This is a genomic window from Flagellimonas sp. 2504JD4-2 (assembly GCF_053642935.1).
Genome location: NZ_JBSIOV010000004.1, coordinates 45,674 through 63,828 on the forward strand (window position 1 = coordinate 45,674; position 18,155 = coordinate 63,828).

The 18,155-nt window shown below is 40.6% G+C and carries 19 protein-coding genes; 6 read left to right on the plus strand and 13 right to left on the minus strand.

Annotation, left to right across the window (positions count from 1 at the left end):
- Positions 1 to 33 precede the first annotated feature (33 nt).
- From ACULLH_RS15530 to ACULLH_RS15540, 3 genes are all read left to right on the plus strand, one after another.
- Entirely contained in the window at positions 34 to 1,299 is a 1,266-nt protein-coding gene (locus tag ACULLH_RS15530; RefSeq protein ID WP_454089682.1) for a sterol desaturase family protein, read from the plus strand.
- Positions 1,300 to 1,347: 48 nt separating this feature from the next.
- Entirely contained in the window at positions 1,348 to 2,004 is a 657-nt protein-coding gene (locus tag ACULLH_RS15535) for a Crp/Fnr family transcriptional regulator (RefSeq protein ID WP_454089683.1), read from the plus strand.
- Between the two features lie 103 nt (positions 2,005 to 2,107).
- On the plus strand, positions 2,108 to 4,474 hold the full coding sequence (locus ACULLH_RS15540; protein WP_454089684.1) for a spondin domain-containing protein: 2,367 nt from the start codon (positions 2,108 to 2,110) through the stop codon (positions 4,472 to 4,474).
- A gap of 75 nt (positions 4,475 to 4,549) precedes the next feature.
- Here ACULLH_RS15540 and ACULLH_RS15545 read toward each other — a convergent pair whose 3' ends face one another.
- From ACULLH_RS15545 to rsfS, 6 genes are read right to left on the minus strand one after another with little or no spacing between them, the layout of a single operon-like run.
- Positions 4,550 to 4,810 carry an acyl-CoA-binding protein gene (locus ACULLH_RS15545; RefSeq protein ID WP_454089685.1) on the minus strand — a complete coding sequence of 87 codons (261 nt, stop codon included), beginning with the start codon at positions 4,808 to 4,810 and terminating at the stop codon, positions 4,550 to 4,552.
- Entirely contained in the window at positions 4,803 to 5,468 is a 666-nt protein-coding gene (locus ACULLH_RS15550) for a phosphatidylserine decarboxylase family protein (RefSeq protein WP_454089686.1), read from the minus strand. Before ACULLH_RS15550 ends, ACULLH_RS15545 begins: the two co-directional genes overlap by 8 nt.
- Positions 5,458 to 6,261 (minus strand): phosphatidate cytidylyltransferase, encoded by an 804-nt coding sequence (locus tag ACULLH_RS15555; protein ID WP_454089687.1) that lies wholly within the window; start codon positions 6,259 to 6,261, stop codon positions 5,458 to 5,460. The genes ACULLH_RS15550 and ACULLH_RS15555 overlap by 11 nt, the downstream gene beginning before the upstream one ends.
- A gap of 4 nt (positions 6,262 to 6,265) precedes the next feature.
- Positions 6,266 to 6,874 (minus strand): LUD domain-containing protein, encoded by a 609-nt coding sequence (locus ACULLH_RS15560; RefSeq protein ID WP_454089688.1) that lies wholly within the window; start codon positions 6,872 to 6,874, stop codon positions 6,266 to 6,268.
- Positions 6,875 to 6,926: 52 nt separating this feature from the next.
- Positions 6,927 to 8,879, minus strand: coding sequence for an ATP-dependent zinc metalloprotease FtsH (gene ftsH, locus ACULLH_RS15565; protein ID WP_454089689.1), 1,953 nt, complete (start codon positions 8,877 to 8,879; stop codon positions 6,927 to 6,929).
- A gap of 3 nt (positions 8,880 to 8,882) precedes the next feature.
- The gene (gene rsfS, locus ACULLH_RS15570; protein WP_136466322.1) at positions 8,883 to 9,260 is read right to left on the minus strand and encodes a ribosome silencing factor; all 378 of its coding nucleotides are present in this window, start codon (positions 9,258 to 9,260) and stop codon (positions 8,883 to 8,885) included.
- 81 nt (positions 9,261 to 9,341) lie between these two features.
- Here rsfS and ACULLH_RS15575 point away from each other — a divergent pair, with 81 nt between their 5' ends.
- Positions 9,342 to 10,085, plus strand: coding sequence for a biotin--[acetyl-CoA-carboxylase] ligase (locus tag ACULLH_RS15575; protein ID WP_454089690.1), 744 nt, complete (start codon positions 9,342 to 9,344; stop codon positions 10,083 to 10,085).
- Here ACULLH_RS15575 and ACULLH_RS15580 read toward each other — a convergent pair.
- Together ACULLH_RS15580 and pyrE are read right to left on the minus strand one after the other, a co-directional pair.
- The gene (locus ACULLH_RS15580; protein ID WP_454089691.1) at positions 10,082 to 10,477 is read right to left on the minus strand and encodes an SRPBCC family protein; all 396 of its coding nucleotides are present in this window, start codon (positions 10,475 to 10,477) and stop codon (positions 10,082 to 10,084) included. The genes ACULLH_RS15575 and ACULLH_RS15580 overlap by 4 nt on opposite strands.
- A 6-nt stretch (positions 10,478 to 10,483) precedes the next feature.
- Complete coding sequence (gene pyrE, locus ACULLH_RS15585; RefSeq protein ID WP_454089692.1) at positions 10,484 to 11,125, minus strand: orotate phosphoribosyltransferase; 642 nt, start codon at positions 11,123 to 11,125, stop codon at positions 10,484 to 10,486.
- Between the two features lie 7 nt (positions 11,126 to 11,132).
- Between pyrE and ACULLH_RS15590 the strand changes: the two genes are divergently transcribed.
- Positions 11,133 to 11,738 carry an NUDIX hydrolase gene (locus tag ACULLH_RS15590; protein WP_454089693.1) on the plus strand — a complete coding sequence of 202 codons (606 nt, stop codon included), beginning with the start codon at positions 11,133 to 11,135 and terminating at the stop codon, positions 11,736 to 11,738.
- On the opposite strand, the gene ACULLH_RS15595 is transcribed toward ACULLH_RS15590, so the two are convergent.
- The 5 genes from ACULLH_RS15595 to ACULLH_RS15615 all read right to left on the minus strand — a co-directional run bounded on the left by ACULLH_RS15595 (position 11,722) and on the right by ACULLH_RS15615 (position 17,489).
- Positions 11,722 to 13,494: a M14 family metallopeptidase gene (locus ACULLH_RS15595; RefSeq protein WP_454089694.1), complete on the minus strand. Its 1,773-nt coding sequence runs from the start codon at positions 13,492 to 13,494 to the stop codon at positions 11,722 to 11,724. The genes ACULLH_RS15590 and ACULLH_RS15595 overlap by 17 nt on opposite strands.
- Positions 13,495 to 13,556: 62 nt before the next feature.
- Positions 13,557 to 13,976, minus strand: a complete 420-nt coding sequence (locus ACULLH_RS15600; protein ID WP_454089695.1) for a response regulator transcription factor — start codon at positions 13,974 to 13,976, stop codon at positions 13,557 to 13,559.
- A 15-nt stretch (positions 13,977 to 13,991) separates the two neighbouring features.
- Positions 13,992 to 15,836, minus strand: coding sequence for a PAS domain-containing protein (locus tag ACULLH_RS15605; RefSeq protein ID WP_454089696.1), 1,845 nt, complete (start codon positions 15,834 to 15,836; stop codon positions 13,992 to 13,994).
- Between the two features lie 187 nt (positions 15,837 to 16,023).
- On the minus strand, positions 16,024 to 16,482 hold the full coding sequence (gene coaD / locus ACULLH_RS15610) for a pantetheine-phosphate adenylyltransferase (protein WP_454089697.1): 459 nt from the start codon (positions 16,480 to 16,482) through the stop codon (positions 16,024 to 16,026).
- A 32-nt stretch (positions 16,483 to 16,514) separates the two neighbouring features.
- Positions 16,515 to 17,489 (minus strand): D-alanine--D-alanine ligase, encoded by a 975-nt coding sequence (locus tag ACULLH_RS15615; RefSeq protein WP_454089698.1) that lies wholly within the window; start codon positions 17,487 to 17,489, stop codon positions 16,515 to 16,517.
- A 77-nt stretch (positions 17,490 to 17,566) separates the two neighbouring features.
- Here ACULLH_RS15615 and ACULLH_RS15620 point away from each other — a divergent pair, with 77 nt between their 5' ends.
- Complete coding sequence (locus ACULLH_RS15620; RefSeq protein ID WP_454089699.1) at positions 17,567 to 18,154, plus strand: PASTA domain-containing protein; 588 nt, start codon at positions 17,567 to 17,569, stop codon at positions 18,152 to 18,154.
- The last annotated feature ends 1 nt before the right edge of the window (position 18,155 follow it).

The following is an 18,155-nucleotide window of genomic DNA, read 5'->3' on the forward strand; positions in this document are numbered from 1 at the left end:
GATCTCGCGCTGTGAAATTAAAATATGTGAGATATGGAAACCTACGCTACAGCTTTATTATATGCCATACCATTCTTTATAGTTTTGGTACTTGTTGAAGTGCTTTATGGGCATTTTGTCAAAAACCAAAAGCACAATGTAATGGATACCGTGAGCAGTCTTAGCTCCGGACTCACCAATATTATTAAGGACTCATTGGGATTGGCCGTTGTTCTAGTTACCTATCCTTATTTAGTGGAGCATTTGGCATTGATTCAAATTGAAGCGACTTGGGCCGTATGGTTGATCGCTTTCATAGCAATTGATTTTGCGGGCTACTGGAACCATAGACTAAGCCATCATATCAATATTTTCTGGAACCAGCATGTGATTCACCATAGCAGCGAGGAGTTCAATTTAGCTTGCGCTCTGCGGCAGTCTATCTCAAATGTGGTTGGTTATTTTCCACTCTTATTGCTTCCAGCGGCATTTTTGGGAGTTCCAGGAGAGGTAATCGCTATTTTGGCCCCGGCACATTTGTTTGCACAATTCTGGTATCATACCCAACACATTGGAAAAATGGGATGGTTGGAGTATATCATAGTGACGCCCTCCCAACATCGTGTGCACCACGCCATAAATCCGGAGTACATAGATAAGAACTTGGGCCAAATACTGTGTATTTGGGATCGTTGGTTTGGAACCTTCCAAGAAGAAATGGACGAGGTCCCGCCCCAATATGGTGTGTTAAAACCGGCAGCTACATGGAACCCAATCCTGATTAATTTTCAACACTTTTGGAGGTTGTGTGTAGATGCATGGCGAACAAAAAGCATAGGAGATAAATTCCGTATTTGGTTTATGCCTACGGGTTGGCGACCTGTCGATGTTGCGGAAAAGTACCCAATATCCAAGATTGAAGACGTCTATAATTTTTCCAAGTACAAACCGGAAACTTCGATACAACTGAAAGGATATGCAATTTTTCAATTACTGTTCAACACGGCACTCCTATTGTTTATGTTCTATAACTATTCCGAGATCGGGTTCAACAATCTGTTGCTTTTTAGTGGTTTTGTTTTTTTGGGAATCTATGGGTATACCAGCTTGATGGACAAAAAACCTTATGCTGCTTGGATTGAAACGATTAGAAGCACCGCAGGTCTGGTCCTGATTCTTTTGACTGGGGACTGGTTTGGACTAAATGCTTATCTGCCCTTTGGTAGTTACATTGTCGCTCTCTATTTTTTGATTTCTATAATTGCCGGGAATTATTTCAGTTTTTTTGAAAGGAAGCCGAAAGGTTCGGCCGCTTTTTGAGACTTAAGGATTACATCGAAATCCTTAACACCAAGAAAAAACAACACTGTGGTCGACGCTAACCAATCATACATCAAACAGTGCTTTCCCGTACTTGAGGAAAGACTATATCAAGAAATTGTAGAATCGTGCAGTTACCACGAGTTTCCTAGTAGCACTTATGTGGTAAAGCAGGGTGCATACCTAAACTTTTTACCCGTTGTTTTAAAGGGGCAGATTAAGATGTACGCAGAAGAAGAAGAGGTACAGTTCTTATTGTACTATATAAATTCTGGTGAATCCTGTATCCTGAGCTTCAATCATTTGTTTGACCCCAAACCTGTTCAATTTTCGGCCATAACCGAAGAAGATACCGTGGTTATGACCCTTCCTGTTAGCAAAGTGAAAGAGTGGTTTATAAAATATCCAACCTTTGCCAGAATTCTTATCAATGATTTTCAACGAAACTTTGAAGACTTGCTGCGTACGACCAAAGAGATAGTTTGTTTTGGGATAGAAGATCGCTTGGTAAAATACTTGGAAAACAAAACAAAAAGGGATAAGAGTAACCAAGTTCATCTTTCACACAAACAAATAGCGCTGGATTTGGGAACTTCCAGAGAAGTCATCTCAAGAATCACCAAAAAGCTTGAAAAGACTGGTGTTTTGATGCAACACAAGAGATATATTGAGTTGATAGACTGCCAGAATATCACAAAAGTGTAACGGCTTTTAATACAGATTTAACAGAAAACGGTGATTTTGATCACCGTTTTTCAGTTGTGCTCGAAAGTAGTTTTGGACCATAATTAATCTAAAAAAAATAATTATGAGAAGAAATCTATTCAAAGTACTGCTTTTTGCAGTTGTTTTAGCATCATGTAGTGATGATGACAATGACATCGTTGGCGAAGTGCCAACTGAACCGGAACCTACTGCTGAGGTAAATGTGAGACTGAACGAGGTCCAATACCTTGGTAACTGGGTTGAAATTGTGAATAACGGTCAGGCTACCGTTGATTTGAGCGATTATTTTCTATGTCTAGGCCCAGGAACCTATAGAAGAATTGGTGATCTAAATGTAAACGGTAATTTAGAATTGGCCGCAGGCAGTTTCTTATCCGTTTCTTATGAAATGCCTAATGCTGATGGTGGACTAGGTCTATATAGTAACAATTCTGATTTTACCGACGCATCAACACTTACTGACTTCGTGCAATGGGGTGCTGGGTCTTCCGCCAGGGAGAATGTGGCTGTTGAAGCTGGAGTTTGGACGGCCGGTGACTTTGTGCCGGTTATGGGCAATGCGGAAAACACCATAATCTATGATGGAGAGGGGACTGGAGCTGCAAATTGGGCAGAAACTACCACCGCGACCATCGGAGAGGCTAATGTATTGACCGTTCCCGAAGAAATTAGATCCATTGTGTTCAATGAAATTCAATATGGGAGCAAAGATTTGGTCGAACTTTACAACAACGGAAATGTTACTGTTGATTTGAGCCAATACTGGTTGTGCTTGGGACCGGGAAGATATAGCCAACTAAACGAAATTACACCAGAAAGTGGTGAATTCATGTTGGAGCCAGGGGCATTTTTAGTATTGCCATTTACCATGGGCAATAGCGAAGGATTGGGTCTTTATTCCAATAACTCCTTTACAAGTGCAGAGGCCATCGTAGATTTTGTACAGTGGGGTGCTGCAGGAAGTCCTCGTGAGAATGTAGCGGATGAAGCTGGAATATGGACAGCAGGCGATTTTGTGCCTACAGTAAGATTGGACAGTTATAGTATTGAATATGATGGAGAAGGTGATGCTGCTTCAGATTGGACAGAAGAAGTAAACCCATCTTTGGGCTTGGCCAATGATACCGAAGTAGCTAAAACTACCTTCAACGTAACCATCAGCAATGTAATCAATTATTTGAATGTTCATACGTTCACAACTCCAGTTGGAGCTTCTGACCCAGGCCCATTGACAACCAATGGTGCCCAATATCAAATATCATTTAAAGCGGTTCCTGGCACTAAGTTTACCCCTGTGACCATGATGGGGAACAGTAACGACTGGTTTTTGGCCCCTACGGATTTAAATGGAATTGATTTGTTTCCTAATGGACAAGCTTTGAACGGCGTGGATATTGCAGATCAACTTTCCTTGTATGATCTTGGTACTGAAGCGGACAATGATCCAGCCAGTTTTCCACCTGCAGGAACCGATGTGGGACCAGCAGATGCCAACACCTTGGTTAGATTGGTTGATGGACGCGATACAGGTGATATTTACGTAACAGCTGTTTTGGATTATGCCAATGGCGATGGAAACTCAGCGGGAACTTTTACATTCACCATTACTGCAATCAATGCACCTGACCCTGGACAGCCAGCCAGTTCTACCAATGGATTTGTAGTTACACCCGGTATCGCTGTACTTCATGCACTTCCAGAGCCTTTGTTCACCTTGGGAGAAGAAGATAGGGGAGTAGGTTTGGAAAGAATTGCTGAAGATGGAATGCCTGGAGAACTCTACGGATGGTTTACAGAGACCGGAAGCAATGGTTCACCCTTGCGATTGGCTTCATCCCTTAGTGTGTTCTCTCCTGGAATTGTGTATGCCTTTAATACAGCTAGCGACCCATTCTTTACCCAAGGTGAAGAAGTCATCACCGGAAGTGGATTGGAAGAGTTGTCGGAAGATGGCAATAATGCAGTTGCAGTATCCTATTTTAATGATTTGGGATTACCTGTAGCCGCAAGTAACGAGACTGCGCCTATTGGGCCTGGTGAATACTTGTCATTTAGTATTGATGTGCCACAAGGGCAAAACTATAAATTGGGAATAAGCACTATGTTGGTTCAAACCAACGATTGGTTTATTAGCTATAACAACAATGGTGTAGCCTTGTTTGACGAAAGTGGAACTCCATTCTCCGGTACTTCGGAAAGTGATGAATCTTATTTGTTTGATGCAGGTACCGAAGTAGATGAGCCGGTTGGTTTTGGAATCTACCAAGCGCCAAGACAGTCAGGACCAAATGAAGGTCCGGTAGATGCAAACACCATAATACGAAGAGTGAGTGAGCTGGAAGATGTTCAGTTTGGTAAAGGTGTTTATAATAATGGCCCTGGTGTTGTGTATCTCCAAGACCCCCGAGGAGGATACAATTTGGTTAGAATTGATATTCAACCACAATAGATCAGGACCGTTTTTGTTTTTTTAAATTGTGGAAGGCCGGAAAATTTATTTTCCGGCTTTTCTTATTTGAAAGGATTATTTTCTGATTTCAGAATCGACAAGTTGGATGTAGCTGCGCATGGCCTCTTCAACGCTAATGTTCTTTGCTTGGATAAGGGCGTTCGCCTTAAAGGCATTGATCAAAGGGGTTTTACTGCCGGGATTGTCGAAATTCTTACTGGCAATTTTGAAGTAGGCGTAGAGTTTGAGCAATAAATCGGCAGGCAAAGGTTCTGTATAGCTATTTACAAAAGCAACAGCTTCTCGAAACTGGGTATTTAAATCCTCATCAGTCATCTTTTTCCCGAAATGAAGCAATGCAGGTCTTGGCGCCAATCACCTTTTGGCCCAATTTTACCGCAATGTCACAATCCAAAGGTAAGAGTAGATCTACTCTTGAACCAAATTTTATGAATCCAGCATCCTGTCCCTGGGTAACTTGTTCACCCTCTTCAGCGTAGTTTACGATACGACGAGCCAAAGCTCCTGCAATTTGTCGATACCCTATTTCTCCAAATTTTGGGGTATGCAATACTACCGTGGTACGTTCATTTTCAGTACTTGATTTAGGGTGCCAAGCCACCAAATATTTACCTGGATGATATTTTGAATATGTTACGGTTCCACTTGCGGCATATCGCGTGACATGCACGTTTAATGGTGACATGAAAATAGAGACCTGCTTGCGTCTATCCTTGAAGTATTCGGTTTCCTCCACCTCTTCAATAACAACCACCTTACCATCGACCGGTGCTAAGATTTCATCAAAGTTCGGGGTGACCAACCGTCTTGGGTTTCTAAAAAATTGCAATATCAAAATCAAAAGAATCAGTGCTGCAATCTGAACAGCTATCCGTATCCATTCAATATCGATATAAAATTGTGCAGAAAGGACAATGGCTACCACAGAAAAAAATGTGATAATGATTATTTTTTGGCCTTCTCTATGAAACATATGAAAATATATTAAGTACTAAATATGCAAATGGAGCTGCAAATACGAGACTGTCCAGACGATCCCACATTCCACCGTGCCCCGGTAAAATAGCTCCGCTGTCCTTGACTCCGGCAACTCGTTTAAATTTTGATTCCAACAAGTCACCCAAACTTCCGGCAACCACAATTGTTGTGGCCAATATCATCCATTGGAATAGGGTTAGGCTGGTCTCATACTTGGCTAAAACATAAGCCGCAACAAGTGCAAAAATAAGACCTCCTAGAGAACCTTCCACAGTTTTTTTTGGAGAAACTGAAGGAAATAATTTTGTTCGGCCCAATGTTCGACCTACCAAATAGGCAAAAGTATCATTGACCCATATCAAAATAAAAATGCCCATGATCAAAAATTGGGCAAAAGCATTTTGTTTGTAGGGTATCATCGTCAAGAAAATACACCCTCCTCCTATGTAAAAAACAGCGATGATAAACTTTTGAAGACCAGTGAAGTGCTTATCTTTTTTAGAAAATAAAAACACCAATAGCGCTAAATCCACAGTGATGGTCAAAAGCATTAAGATGGTAATAAGGACACTGTCTTTAATCAGGTAAATAAAGATCCACCATAAGGCCAAATAGGCGACAAAGATGTAATAGTGCTTTAACCGGACCAATTTTTTGAATTCATACAAGCAGGCCAATCCAAACACCATAAAGAGAAAATCAAAGGCGTCGGAACTTAAAAAAACAGTGCCCAATAGGAGTACTGCGTAGATTACCCCTGTAATAGAGCGCCTTAGGATTTCTTTCATGTAGTTAGTAGTCTTCTAGCAGTAAAAGATATACATTTTTTGAGGCACTACCGTACGAAAGAAAGTCATTTTTGTTTTCTGGGGTTGGTTGAAAATGTTTTAGCGTGGTGATATTGTTGGGGATGTTCTTTTTATATTTTTCCTTGATGACCTTGAGTCCTTCGCTAATGGAATCGACCAATTGGCTTGTGGTCGCAAAAACAATAAGGTTGGAAGGGAGTTCATCCAACTTCTTTTCCTTGATTTGGTTGGAACAGACGAGTATCGACCCATTATGGGCGATAAGGTGTTCACAGGTGGTAAAGAAAATATTGCTTTCCTTCCGCTTTTCCGTGAAATCAATTTTTTCAGAAGAAAAACGACTTTTTAATCGTGGATCCATCACATAAAAAAGATGGTTTTGCCAATCGTTTTCTGAAATTATGTTCTTTAAAGCTTCTGAGACCTCGGCGTCATCCTCGCAGTAGATGAATTTTCCACCGTTTTTCTTAAAGTAGATGGTAAATTTCTCGTCAACAGGAATTTTTAGGTCCGGCATATGTTCGCCACGAGTTTCCAGTGTTTCCTTGGAAACCTTTTTGCCGCCACCAAAAAGTTTATCAAAAATTCCCATTTATGGTATCATGAACATTTTGTCCATTGAAATCCTTCGATATGGAAATATGCTATTCTGCAGTTTCCTTTTCTTCCTCCAATTCCTCTTTTTCGAAAGGTCTTTTTCCGAAAATCTTCTCCAAATCATCCTTAAAGATAACTTCTTTTTCCAACAAACGATCTGCCAGTTCAGTCAATTTATCCTTATGGTCGTCTAAAAGTTTAATGGCACGGCGATATTGCTCTTCTATAATTTTGGAAATTTCCTCATCGATTTTCTGGGCAGTTTCCTCACTGTAGGGTTTGGTGAAGCCATATTCACTCTGCCCCGAAGAATCGTAATATGTGATATTCCCCAATTGGTCGTTCAAACCGTAAATGGTGACCATGGCCCGTGCTTGCTTGGTCACTTTTTCCAAATCGCTCAGGGCTCCGGTCGATATCTTATTAAAAATTACCTTTTCCGCTGCGCGACCTCCCATGGTGGCACACATTTCATCCAACATTTGTTCCGGACGCACAATCAAGCGCTCCTCTGGCAAATACCAAGCAGCTCCCAGAGATTGTCCCCTAGGAACAATGGTAACCTTAACCAATGGAGCGGCATGCTCCAGCATCCAACTTACGGTAGCATGACCAGCTTCGTGAAAGGCAATGGTCTTTTTCTCCTCAGGAGTAATAATCTTGTTTTTCTTTTCAAGGCCTCCTACAATTCTATCCACCGCATCCAAGAAATCCTGTTTGTTTACAGCTTTTTTCTCTTTACGGGCAGCGATTAGGGCAGCTTCGTTGCATACGTTGGCGATATCGGCACCAGAAAATCCTGGTGTTTGTTTAGCCAAGAAATCGAGATCCAACGTTTCAGCCGTTTTAATTGGGCGAAGGTGTACCTCAAAAATCTCTTTTCGCTCCCTCAAATCCGGAAGGTCCACATAAATCTGACGATCAAAACGACCGGCACGCATCAGGGCTTTGTCCAATACATCGGCACGGTTGGTTGCTGCCAATACAATTACGTTGGTATTGGTTCCAAAACCGTCCATTTCGGTCAAGAGTTGATTTAATGTATTCTCACGTTCGTCATTTGAACCTGTGAAATTGTTTTTACCCCTTGCACGACCGATGGCATCGATTTCATCAATAAAGATGATGGCAGGAGCTTTATCCTTGGCTTGTTTGAATAGGTCTCTTACCCTTGAGGCACCAACTCCGACGAACATCTCAACGAAATCTGAACCTGATAAAGAGAAGAATGGAACCTTTGCCTCACCCGCGACAGCTTTGGCCAAAAGGGTCTTACCGGTTCCGGGAGGGCCTACCAATAAGGCACCTTTGGGTATTTTTCCTCCCAAAGAAGTATACTTGTCCGGATTTTTAAGAAATTCTACAATTTCTTGGACCTCTTCTTTGGCACCTTCAAGTCCAGCTACATCTTTAAATGAAGTACGCGTATCTGTTTTCTCATCAAAAAGCTTCGCTTTGGATTTTCCAATATTGAAAATCTGGCCACCTGCACCACCTCCGGCACCACCAGACATCCTGCGCATCAAATAAATCCAGATTCCGATGATAAGCGCAAATGGCAATAGTGAAAGCAACAGTTCGCCCAATACATTGGATTCGGTATCAAAATCTACAACCGTATCAAGATTGTTCTCCTTTTTGATACTTTTTATCTCGTCCTCAAAATTTTGAAGATCACCATAATCCAAAATGTACTGTGGAATTTTTCCTGTCGAAAAATTGAATGGTTTGTCGGCAACATTTCTATGCACATCTTTTTGGAGTGCTTCTTCCGTCAAGAATACCTTTGCCTGCCGAGCATTGGTAATTATCAAAATTTCCTTGATATCCCCATTTCTCAAGAACTCCTGTAGTTCGGAGGTTGTAGTTTTTTCGGTACTCGCCAGACTACTGCCTCCAAAGAATTGAAATCCTATGATCAAGGCCAGTACTACGCCGTAGATCCACCAGGAACTAAAACGTGGTTTTTTAGGGGTATTTGTATTGTTCTCTTTTGCCATTTTTTAAGAATTGTAGCTGCTCTCCACCATGGTTACTTTGGCATCTCCCCAAAGTCCTTCTATGTCGTAGAATTCCCTAATGTGTTTTTGAAATACATGCACAACAACATTAACATAATCCATTAAAACCCACTCTGCGTTTTCTGAACCCTCAACATGCCATGGTTTATCTTGGATGGCTTTGCTGACAGTTTTTTGAATGGACGAGACAATTGCGTTTACATGCGTGTTGGAAGTACCGTTGCAGATAATAAAGTAGTCACAAACTGTATTTTCTATTTCCCTTAGATCCAGTAGATTTATATCTACTCCTTTAACTTCTTCTATTCCGTGTAAAATTAAGGCAATCAGTTCATCTGCACTAGCTTTCGTTTTCTGCATTCAAAAATTTTAGTTTCTACAAAGTTATATTTTTTTTGTTTTCTTAGCCCTAGATTTTAACATATCATTGGACGCACCACTTTGGGAGAACTATCACAAATAATCAAACTTAATGCCACGGACTCTACCAACCTTTATTTAAAGGATTTGTTACAGTCCAATGAGGTGGGTGATTACACGGCTGTGGTGGCGGAATTCCAAACCAAGGGACGAGGACAAATGGGGGCCGGTTGGCAATCGGAACCTGGTAAAAACCTGACCTTTAGTATGTTAAAAAAGTTTGATGCTTTGCAAACGGTACAGCAGTTTAACCTGAATATAGGTGTTTCTTTAGCAGTATATGATATGTTGAGAGCGTTGGAGATACCCAATTTGAAGGTGAAATGGCCCAACGACATTATGTCAGGTTCTTTCAAAATTTGTGGCATTTTGATAGAAAATATACTGAAGGGAAAACAAATTCAAAGTTCCATTATTGGAATTGGACTGAATGTGAACCAAACTTCCTTCGAAAATTTGGCTAACGTAGCTTCGTTAAAATCCTTGACAGGAAAGTTTTTTGATTTGGATGAACTGCTGTCAAAGTTACTGGAACGACTTAAGTTTTATCTGGATGATCTGGAAACCAAAACAGTACCTCAGCTATTGCCTGCATATGAAAAACTGTTATTCAGAAAAGATAGGCCCTCAACGTTTACAGATGATCAAAACGAAAGGTTCATGGGATTTATTCGAAGAATCTCACCAACAGGCAAACTTGTTGTTGAGCTGGAAGATAAAATCCTCAAGGAGTTTGATCTAAAGGAAGTCTCACTCTTGTACTAGGGAATCCTATCCATATTGGAGGAAAGGGTCTCCATAAAGTTGGTGATCGGGGATTTGATCATCATGGCCATCATGGCATTAAATTCCCCTTCGAAACTTAGTGCTACCTGACTTTGATTTTCCCCAAAAGGAGTAATATCCCCTGTCAATGTAAATGGCAATTTGTCACTGGCAGCCCCAAGTACCACTTTACTATTGGGCGTTTGCTCTTTTAAACGCAATACGATTTCCGGCATGCCTTTTAGTGCAAATCGAAAGGTGGTATCGTCCAAAACCTCAAATTTGTCAATATTGTCAGGCATAAGGGTCTCGAAGTTTTTAACATCGGTCAAGAAATCAAAAACCTCCTTGTTACTTTTGGCTACTATCTTTTTGGGAGTTTCAATGTGCATGTTGTTCTATTGTTTCCATTGTTGCGGATTTGTTTTCCACTCCAATAGGGTTTGTTGATGCGATTCTTTTATATAACTGGTGTCTGAGGCCTGTTCAATTAAATGGTCATAGTCGGATAGGGTATTCAGGACTACATTTTCCGATTCAAAATTGGAAGTGGCCACTGAAAATCCGTAGGTGAAGATCGCGACCATCCCTTTTACGTTTGCGCCTTGCTCCCGTAGTGCCCTGATCGCATTTAAACTACTTTTCCCGGTACTGATAAGGTCTTCGATAACCACAACGTTCTGACCTGATTCCAGCTTACCTTCAATTTGGTTTTGTCTTCCATGTGATTTTGGTTCAGGTCGAACATAAATAAAAGGAAGACCCAACGCCTCGGCCACCAATATTCCAATCCCTATGGCTCCTGTGGCCACTCCGGCAATAACATCCGGTTTGCCATAGAGTGTTTCGACTTGTTTGGCCATTTCTTCCCGGACAAAATTTCGTATTTCGGGATAGGAAAGCATTATTCTGTTATCGCAATAGATTGGGGATTTCCAACCAGAGGCCCACGTAAATGGATTTTCTGGTTCCAACTTAATTGCATTAATTTGCAGCAGAAGTTCGGCAGTTTTTCGTGCGGTATCTTTGTTTAAAACCATTGCGCAAATGTATAAAGTTTTTGTTAATGAGTCTCCACTCATTTTAACAAATGAGCGCCAAGATAACTCAAATGGAAACCTCTTCTCTTTAGATGGGGATTCTATCTTGATGGCTATAGATTCGCTGGCAAAGGGAAGGTTGAAAGAGGCCTATATCTACCACCCAGACGAGGAAAAAATCCTAGACGTTTTTATGCACAAAATTCCGGTTGTGGTTGCGGGAGGTGGATTTGTCACCAATCCTAAAGGCAAGGTATTGTTCATTTATAGAAATGATAAATGGGACCTTCCAAAAGGAAAGGTTGATAAAGGTGAATCTATTGAAAAAGCTGCTATTCGGGAGGTCGAGGAGGAAACCGGCGTAAAAGATCTTGTTATCGACAAATTTCTCCGCACCACCTATCATGTCTTCAAGCGCAACGGAGAGTATCGACTAAAATTGGTGCATTGGTTTTCCATGTATACCACGTATTCGGGTAAACTGGTTGGGCAGCAGGACGAAGGTATAGAAAAGGTGAAGTGGAAAGGCCGCAAAAAAATAAAGAAGGCCCTAAAAAACTCTTACCATAACATTAGGGTCCTTTTTGAAGGTTGGCTTATTCCGGAAGAATAGCGGCCGCACTACTACCTTTTGCGATGCGATAAACAGGATATCTCAAATAAGGAGCTTCACGATATTTTGACCTTTGGTAGATCCAATCCAATTGGGCGTACCAATCCTCTGCAAAAGTTTCATCCAATTCCTTTTTGAGCAAAAAATTACCTCTTAGGGTTGAATCTTTTTTTAATAGGTCTAAGGCGACATCCTCAAAAACGTAGGGAGAGAAGCCTTCTTTTTGCTGGAGTATCATATCGAAGAAATTCCAGTTGAAAAACGAGTCAGCCGCTTGTGGTTCCAAGGTTTCCAATAAGTATCTAATCCCGGTTTGATTAGTTGGAACGACAAAGTCACCCGCTTGGAATTTGACTTTTGAAACATTCTTTTTTATTTGGGTATTTGAATGCAGATAGTGCCCTTCATATGGATTTTCCCTCGTATCGTAATCCAAGATATGGTAAGACTCCACGATGAGCGAGGTATCTTTTTCCAGATTAAAATATTCAATGGCATTCGCATCCAGTCTATCCACTATTTTTTGCCAACTTTGTTTGATCACATATGCGGCCGGTACGGAAATGGTGTCAGTTGGCACATAGTAATTGTAGTATGTTGTTTCTCGAGTGAATGGTTTGCTTCGGTCATATTTTATACGAGGAAAACCGGTTACTTCGCTAGTGACCTGCTCCGCTTCAAAACCTTTGAAATTAAGGGTCGAATGTCTAGTGGTATCCAACCTCCAGTTGAAATAATATTGGGATTGCCCTAAACTTTCTTCTTGACTTTGCTTTCTAATGACTCGAATGGCGTCGTATTCCTTTTCAACCACACCAACCACACTTTCCATAAGTTCATACGTGCCTTCAACCCTTTGTTTGTACGGTTTTAGCATGTGGGTTTCCACCATCATTCCCAAAGTATTCCAAAGCGTGGTATACCCTGTGGAATATCGGGGATAGTCCATAAATTGACTAAAACCTAATTCAGGTGGTCTATTAAATACGTTGACATAAGGGGTGATATCCCAATCTTTTTCTACTAGTGATTTTTCTATCTGGGGTCTAAATTCTTTTTCCAGATATTCACCAAGTTCCCCGCCCAATTTGTTGTGCTGGGTAAACAAATGTGTCAGCGTATACTGATAATCGGCACCATTGCTAACATGGTTATCGATAAAAACATCGGGCTTTACCAAATGGAAAATTTGAGAAAACGTTTTGGCGTTTTTGGTGTCCATTTTTACGAAATCACGATTAAGGTCGTAATTCAAAGCATTTCCCCTAAAACCATATTCCTTCGGGCCATTTTGGTTGGCTCTGGTGCTGGAATTTCGATACAGCGACCCACCAATATTATATATTGGAATGGTAACCAATACGGAGTTTTTGGGATGGGACAATTTTTGGGTGGCCAAATCGCGATAAAGTAACATTGTGGCATCAATACCATCACTTTCGCCCGGATGAATACCATTATTTATCAAAATGATGGCCTTTTCTTGCCTAACGTGTTCAAAGTTGAAATCACCATCGGGGTTGAAGGTCACCATATGCAATGGATATCCACTATCGGTTTCACCTATGGTCTGGATATTGATCTCAGGAAAATCCTTGGCCAGTTTAATGTAAAAATCTATGGTTTCTTGGTAGGTGGCCGTTTCTGTGCCGTTAGAAGTTTCAAAAGAGGTTGGATAAGAAACAACTTCATCTTGCGTTTTCGTCTCGCATGACAACAACAGCAACAGCACAGTGGGGATAATAATGTTCTTCAATAGTTGGCGCAACTTGTTAAAAAAATGGAAACCAGGTTTCCAATAGATAAAAATAGGGAATATTATGTGAACGAAGTGATATTCATTCTGTTAAGATCGGTAACCTCAATGCGATAAATGGGTTTGTTCCTGAAATTCAGATAGTGCCAACATTTGAGTCTAAAGTCGTTCCATTTTTGATAATCGGATTGATCGATTGAAGAAGTGATTACGTTGATGATTACCTTTTCTTTCAAATCCAAAGTCACAAATTCCTCCAAAAACTCCCATCCGTCCATAATGGGCATATTAATGTCCAGAAAAATTACCTCTGGTGCAGGATTACCTGTTTTTATTCTTTCCCTTAGACCGTCAAGGGCCAATCTTCCATTTTCAAACGTCTCGATGTTATGGCATTTTACAATGGTCTTGAGCATTTTTTTAATGCCAAAAACCGTAATATGATCATCATCAATAATATAAATGCTATTGATTTCCTTCATTAATCGAATATAAGTTTATTGCTCCTCTTCGTTAAAATATACATTGAAGGTTGACCCCTTACCAACCTCACTATTTACGGTAATACTACCGCCCATAGCCTCAATTTGATTCTTGATGATATACAATCCAAGACCTCTTGCATCTTTGTTGTTATGAAAGGTTTTGTACATGCCAAAAATCTTGTTCCCATAACGCTTGAGGTCAATACCAAGGCCGTTGTCTGAAATACTAAAGATTACGTTGTCCTCTTGTTTTTTGGCATTAAGCGAAATCACCGGGTTTATTTTGGGTTTACGATACTTAACCGCATTGGTCACCAAATTCAGGATGATACTTTCCAAATAAGCAGGAACGCTCATAACAGTAAGCCCGTCAGGAACTGAGTTAATGAACTCCACTTTGTTTCTTTCAAGGAAAGCGGAAAGATTTTGCTGCACCTTGATGATGTTTTCATTGAGGTTCATGGATTTCTTATCCATGTTGACATTGGTGCTGATATCGACCACCTCATTCAAATTTTCCAAGGTGTCCAAAAGATTGTCCGAAGCATGTGACAGCATCCCCATGATACGCTTTTTTTCGGATTCGTTTTTTTCCTTGATGAGGAAGTCGAGAAGCATGGAGAAGTTGGCCGTATGCGATCTAAGATTATGTGATACAATGTGGGCGAAGTTGATCAACTTTTTGTTTTGAATGGCCGTTACATTGATCAAGTTTCGCAGCTGATCCTCTTTTTGTTTCATGTGGGTAATGTCCATACTCATACCTATCAACCCATATGCCTTACCGTTTAAGTCCAGAATAGGAATTTTGGAAGTCAAAAAGTTTGTGATACTACCGTCTTTTCTAACACTGATGGTTTCCCTGCCCAGCATGGGTTTTTGTGTGCGGATAACTTCGACATCCTCATCCCTTGAAATTTGGGCAACATTCTTGTCATAAAGATCAAAATCAGTTTTTCCGATCAAGTCTTCAGGTTTGGCACCCAAATATTCGCATTCCGATTTATTCACCAATATTTTCCTTGAGTCTTTATCCTTGATGAAAACATTCAAAGGAAGGTTATCAATAAGGGTGGTCAGCAGTTGTTCACTCTCCTTGGTTTTGTTTTCAGTTAAGACCTGCTCATGTACATCTTGAAAAGTGCCAAATAGTTTTACCACTTTCCCATCTTTTCGGATGGCTTTACCACCAGCTGCGACCCAACGTTCCTCGCCCTTATGGGTTATAATGAGCAGCCGTTCGCTAAAGGGAACCCCTTTTTCCAAAAGCTTGTGAAAGAGCATGGAAATTCTGTTTCTGCTATAGCCTTGTTTATAAAAAGAGATACCTTCAGTAACGTTTGGCTCATACGATGGTGGAACCTCATGTATTTTTTTGGTCATATCGCACCATGCAATTTTGTCCTGGGCGATATCATATTCCCAACTCCCAACCTTCGCCACTTCTGATTTAGCGTTTAACAGGGTATTGATTCTTTTAAGTTCTGCTTTGGTTGCTATTTCATTAGTGATGTCATCGATTTGCACGATGGTACCCAATAGATTTTCGTTTTCATCAAACCAGGGGGTAAAGGTGCTTTCAAACCAATATTCAAGAAAACCACTTGGATTCGTATGGCGCAGTTTATGAACTTTATCTCCTTGCAAACACTTTTTCAATGCACTGGTACGAAAACCTGTATGGGTGGCAAAAAGTTCGGTGATATTGCATCCGATACTGTTTTCCGAGCTTACATCAAAAATGGAAAACCATGAATCCGAAGCTGAATTTATGGTATGATTTTTATCTACGAATGCTGTAGGTTTTGGTAATTGTTTTATAAGATAAGAGTGGGGGGAAATCTCAATAGCTTTCAAAACGCAGGTAATTTATGTTAGATTGGGATTACAGAATTTTCTTACTAAAATATAAGTATTAACGTAGTAATGTGATTTATTGTTGTGAATAGATGAAAATATGTTGTTTTGTCGACGAATGGCAGCTTTTGCAAGCTCGTTTTCCAAAAAATAAAGACAATAAGGAAGTAAGGTTTTAGCCCAAAAACTATGGCTTTACCACTACGGTATCAGGTACGAGGCCGGTATAATCCCCACCATTTCTGATTACATCCCTTACTATGGAGGAACTTATATACGATTTTCCGGAGGAGGTCAAAAGAAACACGGTCTCTATCTCCGAAAGTTTTCTGTTGGTATGTGCAATGGCCTTTTCAAACTCAAAATCTGCAGGATTCCTCAATCCTCTTAAGATGAAGTCGGCATTTACTTTTTTGCAAAAGTCAACGGTAAGCCCTTCATAAGTCACTACCTTTATTTTAGGTTCGTCTTTAAAGGCTTCTGCTATAAATTGGGAGCGCTCATCCAGGGTGAACATGTACTTTTTATCCGCATTGATCCCGATGGCAATCAGGAGCTCATCAAACAAAGTAATCCCTCTTTTAATAATGTCATAATGGCCTAAAGTAAGAGGGTCAAATGAACCTGGAAAAATAGCACGTCTCATCGTTGGCATGTTTTTTTAAAAATACTGATTTTCTATGGCATTGCCTCTTCAATGGCGCTACCAAACAAGTCTTCAAGTGAAATACCCGCTGCATTGGCCTGTTGGGGCAAAATACTTTCTTCCGTTAGACCAGGGGTTGTATTCACTTCCAACAAATACGGATCGTCACCGATAAAGATAAACTCACTTCGGCTATATCCGCTCAATCCCAAAACCTCATAGATTTGTTTGGCCCATTTGGATACGCGTTCTTGCTGTTCTGTTGAAATTCTTGCTGGTGTTATCTCTTGCGATTTCCCAAGGTATTTTGCTTCAAAATCAAAAAAATCGTTTTCTGAAACAATCTCGGTTATGGGTAATACGGTAACTTCATTCTTGTATGTTATAACGCCCACTGAAACTTCGGTTCCATCCAAAAAAGTTTCAATAATAATCTCACTGTCCTCAGAAAATGCATTGTCAATGGCCGCTTTTAAATCTTCTTTTTTATACACCTTGCTGATGCCATAGCTGCTGCCAGCCCTATTTGCCTTCACAAAACATGGAAGTCCTACTTTTTCCACAATGGCCTCTTCATCGATTGCAGCCCCTTGGTTTAAATAATAGGAAGTGGCACACTGCACGCCGTAAGGTTTCAGCACGCTCAATAAATCTCTTTTATTGAATGTCAGTGCCGCTTGATACTGGTTGCAGGATGTTTGTGGGATATTCAGGAGTTCAAAATAAGCTTGGAGCAGACCATCCTCTCCAGGAGTGCCGTGCACGGCATTAAAAACACAGTCGAAATGAATCTTTCTTTCATTTATATCGATGCTGAAATCTGATTTGTCCACGAGGAATTCAGCATCATTGTCATCAAGATAAAACCATTTTTCCTTGGTGATGACTATGCGGTAGGGATTGTATTTTTCCCTATCCAGATACTTATTGACTACGTTCCCGCTTTTTATGGAAATGTCATACTCACTGGAATAACCACCCATGATGATGGCAATGTTTTTTTTCATCAGCTTATCGAATCACTTTGTCAAAGTAAAGAAAAAAGGACTGGCTTTCCTATATTTGCCCAGATAAGGTATTGCACATGAAACATTTTATTAATTTCATAAGAAGTAGGGTTTTCCTGATTCAACTAGGTCTGGCCTTACTGGCTTCCATTCTTATTGTTTTTTTGATTCTGAAGTGGTTGAAAAGCACCACGAACCATGGCGAATTTGTTGAAGTACCTGATTTTTCCAAAATGTCGGTTATGGAAATGCGCGAAGCGGTTGAAGATGCGGGGTTGAGATACCAAGTTTTGGATTCATCCAATTATAATCCCGATTACCCACGATTTTCAATTCTTGAGCAAGACCCACCAGCGGGAAACAAGGTTAAATCCAACAGGAAAATATACTTTACCGTGAATCCTTCGGGGTATAAAAAAGTTACAGTTCCTGATATTATTCAAGTTACCCAAAGGAATGCTACTTCCATGCTTAGGGCCGTAGGATTGGAAGTTCAACGGGTTACCTATATCGATGAACTGGGTAGGGACATGGTCTATCGTATGAAGCACAAAGGAAAATACATCAAGCCTGGGGATAAGCTTCAAAAAACCTCCAAGATCGAATTGATCTGTGGTAATGGGACTATTCCTGGAAGTGCCCGCGTGCAAGCAGATTCTCAATAGC